Here is a 13,600-nt window from a genome sequence, read left to right as displayed (position 1 = left end):
AATGTGAAGTCCTAATGAAGCAGACGACAAAAGAGTTCTCTATACAAAAAATTCAAGTGTAGTGTAATAATAACCAGATACATATGTCGTCCGAGTATATCGATATAGATTTCCACGAATTATCAAATAATGAGAAAAGGCGGTTGATCAGGAAAAAGAGAATCGCTACAAATTCAGAATTAGTCACCGAAATTCCGGACGAACGAACACCCGTGCGGGTATTTTCCAAGCCACTTAGAGAACTGATTCTCGACAAGTTCGACAGAGGACACTGGAGTATTCCTGAGCTAGCGGATGAGTTTGGCCTTCAGGATCGCGAGGTAAGATCGGTGGTAAATCAGTTGAGGAGAATGGGTGAACGCGGATTTACGTCCCCAACGAAGGAACTGCTTGCTACCCGTGCGGCCATCTTGAGAGGCAAATCTCTAAATAGTACTATCTGTCATTATTCGTTGGAATCTGTTCCCTACCATGCTAGAATAACCGACCCAACGTTTGGGATGAGTCTTCTGAATATGAGAGAGTGTGTATCTTCGTTCGAGCGGATTTCTGGCCAGATTCCAGCGGGTTCTGTCTCAGATATCGATGAGGACTACGCAATCGTGATCGGAGGATTCTGGGGCATCGATGAGCAAGAAGTGCTAGAATATCTCACATCGTATCCCCGTCACTACATCAATACTCGACTTCTTCCATTACCAGTTATTGAAGGAGAGGAAAATGATGAACTTTCAAAGAGATTCTCAGAAGCTGAAGGGGTTTATGCACGGTATCGCTATGACCGGCATCGGGTTGATGAAATTCAGGAAACATTTGAATCAATGATTGAACGTGGAGGTACTGGGTTACTCGGCTACCAAGAATTATTTATCCGTATTTTCGATACTCTTCAGGCCACGAAGGGTCGTGATCCTTCACTCCGGGTATATACTGAGCGCGTCTTAGAGGAAATTCTAGAAGTATTCGCTGAGGAAGAGGAATTAGTTGGAGAAGATGAGATTGCAGAGGATAATAGAGCGTCACTGGAACAGGAATTGCAGACAATTCTGGATGACTCGCCCACTCCATCTTCTCTGGTATATGAACGGTTACCTACTGTTGTCAAACAGGGTGTGACGCCGCGCGAGGTCGAGGAGACGTTGAGCCGGATGGCAAGGGTGGGTCTGATAACGATGAAAGAGACCGATGACTCGGTAGAATATAGTTTTGAGACTGGATTTTTCTAATTATATGTACTAGAGATTGACGAGACTTTTCAGGATGTCTGACATTCCGATACACTTAAACCATATCTCTAAGAATTATTGAATCAATAGCCACTTAATTGACTGATATGACACTTCAATATGCTCGTCCATATTTGCTGCGTGCTGGAATTAACGTACTCGGAGAGAACGGGAAACAGCAGAAAGATCATTTGGTAACAGAGATACGGAATCGGAAGAGTCTAGGAGCGAATCAGCCTGATTCCGATAAGGGTGCGAAGGATATTATCAGTGAACTTCAGAACATTCACTTGGTGATCATCGAGGAGAGTAATTTGGTACGCTTGAGTTCGGAGGATGACATTCCTGGTGGGAGAGAAGGTGTTTTTCTTCATACTGGGAAACAAGTTGCTGAAACCGTCGATACTCGGACCCAGATGGATCGTCTTTTCACGAACCTTGCTCACGAGTATCCTGAACTAATAATTATCACGAAATTCATCTTCCGAAATGGGCCCGTCAAAGATCACGAGATTAAGCGAGAATTCGATGGACAAACCTTCCGAGGAAACAAAATGAATGAATTCACGCTGTCGATGAGCCAACATATTCTCCGAGACTCTGGTGTAATCGAGGATACGGATAGGGGAGTCGTCGGTGCATCTTGGCCCGAACAGGCATTCGCCCATATTCTTGGTGAGGAATTTAACGACTTGACCGATGGTGACGATTCGAAGAACGTCAAAGAACCCGTGCTATTTGAACGACTTGAGACGATGTATGGTGTAGACCGAAACACATTTGATAGATTACTTTCCCGGTTACAGCGATATGGAATCGTCGCTGAGGGAAGTTATGAAGAGATGACGATCGACCTGTCGGCTCTGATGGAGGCACATATCTATGAGTGAACCAGCCAGCAACTTCGAGAAACTTGGATTCACGCGGAATCCCTTCGATACGACTATCGCCGACGAGAGTATCGCCAGCCAGTATAAAATCGTAGGTCGAGACGATCAGGAAGAGAGACTTCGTCGGTTTGTGGAATCTGGTATCCGAGAACCACACTCGATGAAACGAAATCTCCTCTACGGTGAGTATGGGACAGGTAAATCCCACCACCTACTGCAACTTCGTGATAAAATCCGAGAGGGAATCGAGGTTGATGGTGAGGAACACAAAGCTGCACCGGCATACGTCTCCAACCTTGGATTGAGTATCCGGGCATTCTATGACCGAGTCATTGAGGATCTCATTGAGTCGGCACCAGAACTGGAGGATTTCATCGAGAACCTTGATCCGGTGGAACCCACTGATAGCATCGAGGAATCATTTACCATTGAAAAACTCAAGGAAAACATAGCCACAAATCTCCGGCGAATTGTCCAGGAGGCTAAAACTGAGTATGATTATAGAGCACTATTTATTTTCGTAGATGAGGCGGAAGATATAGCCAATGCAGAAGACGAGCAGGTGAGACAATTTGTCCGACTGTTTCTGCATATAGTTAATGAATTGTCAAACACTCCGATTCATATGCTGCTCGGGTTCTCACAATCTGCCAGAACCCAGATTACAGCATATGAACACGGTGAAGATACTCCTCTCGGGAACGCACTGATAGAGCGATTCGAGCAGGAGCCTATCATTCTCGGTGACTTTGGACCGGACGATGCCAAGGAGATGCTTATCAACCGAATGAATGTCCACCGGATGACCAATACCCGTTCGATTCAGCCAATTGTGGATGAAACAGTAGAGGTGGTCACACGTGTTTCCAGTGGTCACCCGAGGGAAATCCTCAATATCTATAGTCGGGCGCTCAATTATGCTGCTGATGTCGACCTGGATAGTATTGATGGTGAGGCAATTGTATACGCTCTAACGGGCCAAAAATCACTGGTCCGGGATGAAGAGCTACTAAGTCAGGAGGCCATCACAAATCTTAGGGCAGCACTGTCCGATCTTGATGAAACTCTGGCTGATGACTTCGAGCGGCTCAATGGTCGGCTAATCGGAGAAGAGGATGCAATCCCTCAGAATGCTTTCGAGGGAGACATCAATCAGCTGCTGACTCCGGTCTCGGTCGGAGATGATGAAATGCGGATTCTGGAGGAATCAGAGCGCCATGGTCAATACCAGTATACGCTAAGTTCCGAAGTGATTGATTATCTCTTTGGTGGTTCAAGCGGATCGACAACCGAGATCCAGCAACTGGATTTTAAGGCGACAAAGGCCCCTGAAAAGTTCCAGGCAGAATTATCCCGGGGTATGGCACTGGCACTACAGCAGGCAGATCTCGGGACCTTACACAAGAATCCAGTCACAACTGAAATTGGTCGGCATCGGTACAGCCTCTATCTAATGTCCATCGGAAGAGGTGACGCGAAGCGGGACGCAACCGTCCTCATTGGTCTCTACAATGGTCAAGAGATTCCGAAAGCACTGGTTCAACTCTATGTCGAGACCATCGATTCTGGCAAAGCCGCCTTTGGCGTGCTAGTAAAGCAAAATCAGCAGATGTCTGCTGAGACCAACAATTACCTGACGAACCTTGATTCCCAGCAAAGATCGTATTATGATGACCGTGTGGTTAGTTTCGATATATCGCGCGATATGCGGGATAATTACGTGTACGGGAAGTTCCTGGCGAGGGGGGACTTGAGCGTTGAGGTCGAAGAAAACCTCGAACTCGGTGAGGTGATCGAGACCTTTGAGGTCCGGGATGAACTTGAGAAGACCTTCCAGGACGCCGTGTTGCCGTATCCAGATGATGTCTACCGTGAGGTGGTTAGGCACCTTGAATCAGAGAAAGATCGTGACGTCACCATTGGGATGCTAAAGGACGAGCTAGATCTGACGTACGAACTAAATAGTGATATTATGAATGGGTTGGCTGACCAGTCCTTGGTCATCAAGAGTGGCTCGCGCTGGACCTATCCTGATGTTGAGGAAGATCGTCCGCCTTGGTATGAGATCTACCGACTCCTGAAGAAAGAAGGCGCAATGACGCATGAAGAAATTCGAGATGGACTCGCCAGTGAGTTCGTCTTCGAATGTAGTTCCGGTGATGAAGGAGCGATGATTCAATGGTATCTGGACCAGTTAATAAGGCAGGGATATGTAGAAATATCCACCAAGAAGGTCGAGGGATCCAAGGTTGATGCTTACTCTATTGTTAGTGTCACTAGCCAATTCAATGATACACTGGACCAAGTTGGGGGGCGTCTCCGAAGTGCAGAGGATCTCTATGAGACCGCAAGCAACCTCAAAGTGAAGGATGTAAACGGTTTAGAGAACCGCCTTGAGGATCTAGATACTAGATATAATAGGCTGAAGAAAAAGATTGATCCTGAGCATGGGGATCTCACGACCGCTCGCGAACTCCGAAGTGAAATTGTGGAGTTCGAGGAAGGAACCGAGTCCGCGATAAGTACGCGTAAGGATGCAATTATCGGCGACGCAAAGAATGTAAAGGACGCGACTACCCCAAAAATCCTCGACGAAATCGAATCAGCAAACATTGAGGGGGAATATGCGTCGCAACTCGAAGAGCGGAAGGTGGAAATCAAGGGATTCCAGGAGGAACTCTCCAAGATGATTGAGGCAGAGGAAGAATACCAGCGTCTTGAAGCGCGAACAGGAGAGATTGAGACCCGTATAGATGAGATCTCTGACGATATTGAGAAGATTACGGGACTGAAAGGACGCGCTCAGGAGCGACTCGGTGAAGTACGCAAGATCGAGAAGGATGCAGCAGGATATATCACGGACATTTCTGGGAATAATCCAGAGAAGGAAAAGCTTGAATCTCGATTGAATGATCTCGAAACGAATCTGTCTGAGGCCGAACAGATGGTCAATGCCGGCCAATTCAATAAATCTCTCGGCCTTGTCGATGAGGACATCAAACCGGCCGCCAGGAAGTTACGATCAGACGCCAAGGAAATTTCGTCTGACCAGGAGAAGTATGAATCACGTCTGAACGGCCTGGAAGCAGACGTGAAAGGTCATAATGAGGCTGAAGAACTCTATGAACAAGCGGAATCCGCACTCAATGAGGGTAACTTCGCCCGAGTTCACACGCTCATCGATGAGATTCAGAATCTGCTTAAAGGCCCTACTCGTTTCGAAGTGTTTGAGGCAGCACTCCGTGACCACGGCGGTGATCTAATCGCAGTCATTGAGGATTCGGAGAATGAATTTAGCGAGACTGAATGCTTCGATTTCCTCAAGCAGTCCTTCCAGGAGGGTGCTATCAAGGATATCACGGTGAACCTTGACCGATGAGTGCAATCACAAATCATCCACATTTAGACGCAGTGGAAGATATCTGGGAAGATCTTTCGGAGTCTCATACGGCGCGTATTGAACAGGAGGTTCTTCGCTGGATCGATCAGCGGTGCAAGAAGCAGATCAACGGTGGAAATTATGATTCATCTGTCTCGCTGAAAGACATTCAAGAGCAATTCCTTAAGAAATTTGTTTGGGGAGATGCCGACATTCGAGTAACGTATGCCTTCCCATCGAACGTCGACAACGAGCTAGGTGGGAAGTTACTCTTTCAGTGTGTGATCGATGAACTTGAGAAACGAGACGTACTCCTCTACGTATACGATAAGCAGCGCGTCCGGAGCCGTGTCGCAGAAATCACCCGGTATTTCGCCCTATTGCGGCAGCGGTTTGATGATAACAGCGACTTCGAGTTCAATCCGAGTCTGACGAAAATGGTGAAAATGGATATCCAGTCCCGTGAGAAACCGAAGTGGGGCGGAGACGGTATTGAACTTGATCAGGAAGTTAGGAAACTAATGGAGGATATGAAGTCTGCGGATCCTGCCCCAGAGTTGCTGGCTGGCAACACACACGGAGACTGGCGGCGAGCTGCTCGGGATGCGCTGCAGTTACTGCTGGAATTCTGTGACGCGGAGGACATGACCGGGCTGGCAGAATTCCAAGGGAGATCGCTCAAGCAATTGTTCCGGCAGGCAGTAACGACTGAAGATCAGGATACCGCTCACGTGATTACAGCTAGTACTGGTGGAGGGAAAACAGAGGCATTCCTATTCCCAATTTTTGCATATGCCTTTACCGCTGCGCACGATTCTATCTCACTTGATGGAGTAGATGCTGTCTTGGCCTACCCGCGGACTGATCTTTGTAATAATCAGTTTGAGCGGATCGTGAAGTATTTGTACCGGTTTGAACTCCTCCTCTCTGGTGATGGCGACCGTTCACCGGACTATCCTGCCGATGAACTGCCACTCTCCGTAGGTCTGAATCACAGTTCAACTTCTAACGTGAGTTTTGACTGTCCTCATCCTGGCTGTGATGGGCGTATGTCGACAGAGGAGTTCGTTTGCGATTCTGAGAACGAACATGAAGTTTCCTTTGCAGAGACAGACAGTCGGAAAACTGCTGACATTATCGTAGTGACCCCGGATACGCTTCACCGGCGTCTTATGGATGAAAAGGGTGAAAGTCAGTATTGGAGGCGAGATTCTCCACCGAAATTCATAGTTCTGGATGAGGTTCACGTGTACACCAATCAGTATGGAATGCACGTGGCGAACGTAATGCGGCGGTTCCAGCAAGCGATGAAGTCTGTGTCACCGAATCAATCCCCATCACTTGTCGCCTCGAGTGCTACAATCTCAAATGCCGAAGAGTTCACAAAGCAGATTTTTGGAACGCGTAATGCAGAGCAAATCAAACCTCTAAATAAGAATGAGAAAATAAAGAAATTCGGGATTCCTGAGGAAGACTATGATTCTGTTGAGAGTGAAATCGAGGAAATTGGCTGGGAGTATCTAATTTTTATCAAATCAACCGATCCTCGAGAGGTCAAAGTTCCACAGGGTGAGGCGAAATACAAGTCCAGGGACGAGTGGGAGGAGGGCGAGTTTGTCGAGACAAATGTCACTAATCTCTCCTCAATGATCCAAATCGCATTCGCAATGTATCATACGGTACTAAAGGAGGATCCGGAGGACGGTCCAAAGAAAAACAAAATTCTGGGCTTCGTAGACTCTATCGACTCCGTGAAGCGGTTGGCGGATTATATCCAGAGCGCAGAAAGAGGCAAGGGTGTTGAAGGAAAAGAACTATTCAATCTTCGGTCTCCCGAAGCGTTCCTCGGCCTCGAGAATGACAAAGTGAGGAACCCCGATTGCCCGAAAGAATTGTTCCGGGGAACTGCGGCAGATCACGAGCGGGCACTCTGCGAGCCACTACCTCCGAACAAACATCTGAATCCCTGTCCCGTCTATGAGGCCGGAGAGTGCTGGTGGACCATGACGGAGGAACTGGATCTGGAACCGATGAATGTGTATCTCCACAAAAGTGGCAGAACCGAGACGCCAGATGGGGACAAGGCCACGGATGATCAGTGGGATCTCATGGTGACAACAAGTGCTCTTGAGGTTGGGTTTGACCACCCAGGAATCATTGCTACGTTCCAATATCGAGCACCGATGAATATTCCTGGGTTCGTGCAGCGAAAGGGACGCGGCGGACGCGACCCAGATGACCAACCAATCTCAGTGGTAGTTCTTGGATCGCGACCTGAGGACGCATTCTATTTCCACCATCAAGAACTGTTGGCAGATCCAGATGACCGATATCTTACGATTGGCCTCGATGAAGAAAACGAATTTATACAAACTGAACATATGGTCTCCGCCATTTTCGATTACTTCAATCTGACTGATCACGATTCCGCAAAGCAGATATATAAACGACTGGATATCGACGAACTGTCCGATCGACTGAATACTGAACGCCATTCAATTAAGGATTGGCTCAATCAGACCTTCCCTGGGGTTGAGGATGATCGACTCGACCGGGTTCTGAAGGAAATCCAAAAATATATAGTAAAAGCTAGAGTTCCTGTTGGAGGGAGTTCGTTGCCAATCGAAACAGAGCCTTTCTGGAAGGTCGCGCAAATCCAGAAAGGCTCAAAGCTGGGAGACTTGAAAGGGAAAGTCGACGATCTCCAGTATCATCGTCGTCTGATGCGAGATCTTCTGGACGAGGAGTTTGATGTTAAAAAATCATGATTGATGACACATACGACTTCCAGAGTGAAGATGCACCGACTGAAGAGCGTTTACTCGCCCGCATGGAGGGACTCTATCAGTACCAGACTGACCTCCGAGATCGGGTTGAACGGAGTTCCAGGCTTAGTCCATACTGTCATATTCCAGATCTCTTTGATTTGGACCCTGAAGCTAAGCGACCATACAGCGTACCATCTTCCTTCATCTCGGAGCAGGTTGGAGGCAACGTGAGCGTCCAGAGCCAATCTGGCGAATACTTGGATCATGAGCCCCTGGAACTAATGCTCGGAAGTTTCCTTCCAGGAGGATTCAAGCGGCGGTGGCGGTTCGATATCTGGACCGGAAATTGGGAATCCTCTTCGGAACCCGGTTTCGCGGATATTTCATCCGGAATTAGTATTCGGAACAAACATGAATTATCAGAAATTCTATGTGGGGTTAGTCAAGAGAAATATACCCCGTATCAGCACCATACAGATGATGTTACACTGTATATGCCTGACCAGTTCACGGTGGTCAACCCTGTCATACCTGGGAGTGGGGGACACACAAATTATCTCTGGGATAAACAGGATCGGATTGTTCGGAACTTCAAACCGGATAACGTTGAGGATGAGGAAGCAGAGGAGCGATTCAGATTCTTGGCGAGTGATCCGACGTCCCAGTCCCTCTGGTTCAAGCACCTGTATGATGTAGGTGAGAAATCAGGGTCCCTAAATCTGAGTACCGAGAGCAACGGTCTGTTTGAAAAGACCACTTTCTTTACGGACTCGACGTTCCTGAAATCCTATTACGCGACACTTCTCACTCTATACAGTGATGATCAAACATTCTCGGAGGTAATCCGCTACCGTCATGAGGACGATTCTCAAATTGCATTCCCTACCAGCCATCAGGAGAGTCAGCTGATACTGTTTGATCTGAATCGGTCAGTCTCGAGGAACCTTGTCGAAGAAACCCTGGACTCTGACCCAATATTGGTTCGTGACTTGCAGTTTTCAAAACTCTACCGTGAACTCTGGGATGTTCTATTCTTTCAGAAAGATCTACTCGACCACGCCTTTAGCGTACAGCCGTTATACACCACCTTGATAGGGCTAGATTATCTCTTCAAGACAACGTCTGACGGCCCAGAAGACCTGTTTGATGCAACTACCAATGACCTAATCGAGTTCCTCCCACGAGTAATTCCTGACTCTCAGACACGACTTCAGTTGCTTGATTTCGGCGAAGATCGACGGGAGAACTACCGGAATCTCTTTCAAGAGCATGGTGAGACATTGGTAGAGATTTTTGAGCACTGCCAAGATGCCAGTGTAATTACCCAGTTCGCCATTCACGTTTTCGTCCATTCCCTCAAGCATGCACTGGCGTCCTGGGCAGTCGAGTTCAGCGCTGGTGGCAGCAGTTTTGAGGCATGGTATAACGTCAACTTCGAACAAGAAGATTCGACTTCTCCAGTGCAACTCGGGATCTATGACACGATTCAGGGTGGTGCTGGAATCAGCAAGGAGGTTTTCGATGATCTCCATGGAATCTCTAACCAAAAGTTCCTCAAATCCCTTGCGAGCCAGGGATGCTGTCACATTGCTGCTACCAATACCCTCACGATGGACCTCTTGCGGAGTGTTGAACCAAATTTACTGTACGGTCAGTATCACGCAGAGGATAATCTAGCAGTCAACCAGCAGATTGAACGGGTATTTGAAGACTTGGGCGGCGAATATCGACATAACGATATAGATGAACTGCAACCGATGGTTCGGCGGCGGTTAGATTCCCTCCTTCAGACAAAGGAACTGACGCGCTTTTACCGTGAACTGGCGGCAGTCACCACCGACGTGAAAAACCTGCTGACTCGGACACCACGGGCTGTTGACGTCGTGCTTGCACTGGAGGACAGAACGATCTTTGATTCGCGCGTGCAAGCGACCTACGATCGATTCGCAAACCGTCGTTCGAAGCGCCGGGATATCAGTGAGGTTGCAGAGCGGACCGAGGAACTCACTCAGCAATGTATCCATGCATGCCCAGATTGTCTGACAAGACATAATTGCACTCATCAATACCGATATCAAGAACAAATGCTCGATCGGAAACTTCTCGCTAACTCACTGGCCACCCTTGAACAATGATTCATTCACTAGGCGAAATCACCAACAATTCAGACTGGAGCAATCAAGAAGTAACGGTTCAATGTACCGTCACTGACGGTCCTAAGACGGGTAAGTCGAGAGGAGAGAAAACTCTCTACACCATCGATACCTCTCACCTGGAGTACTCCGATGATGCGTTCCTCTCGATATGGCATGAGTCACCCAATTGGTCCGAGACGATCGGGGAGACCACTCCCGCAATTCGTGACCTACTTGCAGAAATACCTCTTCAAGCAGGCGAGAAGGTTCTGGTTCGGGGCATACCGAACCGATATCAGGACAAGTGGTACCTTAACGTATCCTCTATTTTGATCCGACAGCCTGGTTTGACTATTGGAAAGAGTGAAATGCGGAGTGCTTCCGAATGCCCTCGTATTTATGATTTGTTGTACGAAAAAAGTATCTTTAACGAATCGCGGTATGATTTCTCTGCAGGGGCATTGAAGGGAAATATTGCGCATCGTGTCCTAGAGAAGACGCTTGAAGATTCCATCTATAAGTCGTTTTTCACGAACGATCTTTGGGATGCTGAGAAAATTGATGACTGTATCGAGAAGGTCATCACTGAAGAATACTCCCTCCAGATGGCTCTCTGCCGCATTGCTTGGATCAGTACGAACCGCATCAAGGAAAATGCCCGAGAGGCTCTGGAACCGCTGTTCACGAACGACGAATTCATTGATACTATTGCCGATTATCAGGATAGTATTGAGGTAGAGCGTACTCTCTCGCCAAGTATCGGATTCAATGGTCGCGTGGATCTTGTCGTTGATGGCACTCCATATGACTTGAAGACGAATTATACAATTGATTCCAGAATCCGTGCAAAGCACCGCTTTCAGCTTCGTCTCTATCTGTTAGCATTGCTCCTTGAAACTCTTGAACCAGGAGAATCCATGAAGGAGCGCGTCACCGAAGGGACAAGGGGCTATCTTCTCTATCCCAATCTCAAGCACAGTCATAATGTGGAGATTGAAGAGGTGCTACTAAGAGAACGAGATATTATTGAGATCATGGAACTCCGGAACGAGGTGGCAGTGCTCCGTGACTCGTTTGGCATTCCCACGACCTATGGGAGGGACTGTAGGGGCTGTGCATTCAAGAAACCGGACGTCGTCGGCAAAGGGGATTCCGGCCATAGCTTGCCATCAGCGTGTAAGTTCTACTGTCAGTCTGAGCGACGCTGGCCATGCTTTGAGAACGAGGATGGAAAGGTCACATCACAGTGTCCGCTATTTGCAGAGTGTGACCAGCGACTTGAATTGCGAGATCCACGGATCACGGATCATTATAATCGCCTCCGGAATGGACTCAAGGCTGAACAGCAGGTACGACGGAAAACCGGTGAGCGACTCGACCAACTCGACGAAACGGTACTCGAAAAGGCTGGGCTCCGTCTGAATGGACTAAAGGCAGAAGCAGTTCGTGGAAAGAACCGTGTCCGGTACTCGTTTGAAGAAGATCAGAAAATAAGTATGCTCGGGTTCATTTCCGGGGAATCGGTGCAAATTCATCCCGAGGGGAGTCAGCGATATCGGCGCGCAATCTACTGTGGCCGAGCGAACAATGGAGTGGTGTTCCAGTTCGAGGAAAAGCCAGATTCGAAATTCAAGTCCAAGAATGAATCATATACCGTTACAAAAACCCTCGAATCCGAAGCATACCCCCGAGATCTGCTCTCGCAGTTAGACTTCGCTCAGCGTGCTGGCGTGTCGCCACTTGTTGAGCCCACAGGTGAGGCAATAAACGCTCTCGAAACTCTCCTCAGCTCAAACCTGCCTCAGATTGCTCAGTCACTAGATAATAAGGAAGTCTACGTCAATCTTCCTTGCCGACCAGACCGAAGCCAACTCCTCGAAAATATGGCAGGAGAGATCGCTGAATACCAGTTTGCAGCCCCTAACACGGAAAATCTGATCCCGCAATCAGATCAACGGATACTCTTCTTGACTTCGAGTCCTACCCAGAGTGACCGTCTCCAACGGTCATTCTCTGGCAAGGATAATGTTGTTCGACTCGATGGCTTCTTTGGCAGTCAGGACAATGATGTATCCCTGTCTGCCTATGATGATGCACACTCCCTCTACGAAGCCATCTCTGAATCAAAGATCGTGATCTCCTCCCAAGATTACGCGATTAGCGAGAAACTCTTTCACGCTATGGAGGAGGGAGATGAGGGTGAGCGGCCGCATTCCGATAGATTCTTCGATGCGGTCATTCTGATTGATGCAACCCGGTTGGCAGAGCCACAGTTCCATTTCCTACAGATACTTGGTGACCGTCTGGTGGCAATTGGGGATATCCACCGTTCTGGCCCTGAAATCATAAGTGAAGAAGCTCAGGAGGAGGGACTGAGTGAATCCTACTTCGTTCAGTCCTTCAACCGCTTCGCAAATCTTGAGAGCGAGTCTGCACAGTGTCTTACGATCCCGTCAAAGCTCCCGGACCCTGCTTTTCGGGTGTTTGGGGAGCGCTTTGAGGGGTGTTCTAGTATTGGAGGGTCGGTTCAGTTTAAACACGTCTCTGGAGAAGATGAAGCCCCCCTTACGGAAACAACGATCACTAAGGAGTTACCATGTAGTGAGGATGAACCGCGGTACCTTCGCTTGAAACCACAGGAACCGGTGAGTGCGATGTATATCAGTAGGAAACTCGGAAATTTGCGAGTGTTCGATGCCGAGAAACTACGAATGGGACGAACGTACACTATTGCCGAGATTCGGTTTGAGGTACTCACTAGTGCCCCAGCCGATGGGGATGTCCACGAACTGGATGTCAACGTCCCACTGAGGAACAGTCCCTATCTGAACCGCCGTCTCCTGGCAAATAAGAAGGAGGCCGAGGAGGCTGTAAAGGTCGCCAAGCAGAAGAATGTTGACGCAATTTTGACCCCGTTCGTGTCTCAGGCGCAGGATATCCAGTGCCGATTGGATGCGTCTGATGGAATTAATGTCTATTTGCCGTCAGAGTTGGACGATGAAATCCTTGATTCTGCGGTTCTTAGTACGACGACAGCCAATGAAGAGCGAGTTGTGGCCGATCCATTGACAAACCCCGAAATAATGTATGAATTACTGACCGCAGCACGAAACCTGACTGTAGTCGGTGACAAAACAACACTGGAGCGAAATTCACTCTTTCAGCAATTCCTCATTCAGTAACTTCTCAATGAAGATTGTAT

At 48.2% G+C, this 13,600-nt stretch carries 6 protein-coding genes; all 6 read left to right on the top strand.

What is annotated here, in order from left to right; all coding sequences use genetic code 11:
* Positions 1-83: 83 nt before the first annotated feature.
* The 6 genes from NKF25_RS02835 to NKF25_RS02810 all read left to right on the top strand — a co-directional run bounded on the left by NKF25_RS02835 (position 84) and on the right by NKF25_RS02810 (position 13,580).
* Entirely contained in the window at positions 84-1,226 is a 1,143-nt protein-coding gene (locus tag NKF25_RS02835; RefSeq protein WP_253225204.1) for a hypothetical protein, read from the top strand.
* A 107-nt stretch (positions 1,227-1,333) separates the two neighbouring features.
* Positions 1,334-2,116 (top strand): hypothetical protein, encoded by a 783-nt coding sequence (locus NKF25_RS02830; protein WP_253225203.1) that lies wholly within the window; start codon positions 1,334-1,336, stop codon positions 2,114-2,116.
* Positions 2,109-5,495, top strand: coding sequence for an AAA family ATPase (locus NKF25_RS02825; protein WP_253225202.1), 3,387 nt, complete (start codon positions 2,109-2,111; stop codon positions 5,493-5,495). The genes NKF25_RS02830 and NKF25_RS02825 overlap by 8 nt, the downstream gene beginning before the upstream one ends.
* Positions 5,492-8,263 (top strand): DEAD/DEAH box helicase, encoded by a 2,772-nt coding sequence (locus NKF25_RS02820; protein WP_253225201.1) that lies wholly within the window; start codon positions 5,492-5,494, stop codon positions 8,261-8,263. Before NKF25_RS02825 ends, NKF25_RS02820 begins: the two co-directional genes overlap by 4 nt.
* Positions 8,260-10,398, top strand: a complete 2,139-nt coding sequence (locus NKF25_RS02815) for a hypothetical protein (RefSeq protein ID WP_253225200.1) — start codon at positions 8,260-8,262, stop codon at positions 10,396-10,398. The genes NKF25_RS02820 and NKF25_RS02815 overlap by 4 nt, the downstream gene beginning before the upstream one ends.
* A complete protein-coding gene (locus NKF25_RS02810; RefSeq protein WP_253225199.1) occupies positions 10,395-13,580 on the top strand; it encodes a PD-(D/E)XK nuclease family protein in 3,186 nt (1,061 codons plus the stop codon). Before NKF25_RS02815 ends, NKF25_RS02810 begins: the two co-directional genes overlap by 4 nt.
* Positions 13,581-13,600: the final 20 nt, after the last annotated feature.

The sequence above is a fragment of the Haladaptatus sp. AB643 genome (genome assembly GCF_024136975.1).
In the GTDB taxonomy this organism is placed as follows: Archaea; Halobacteriota; Halobacteria; order Halobacteriales; family Haladaptataceae; genus Haladaptatus.
This window is presented reverse-complemented; position numbering and strand designations above follow the sequence as displayed.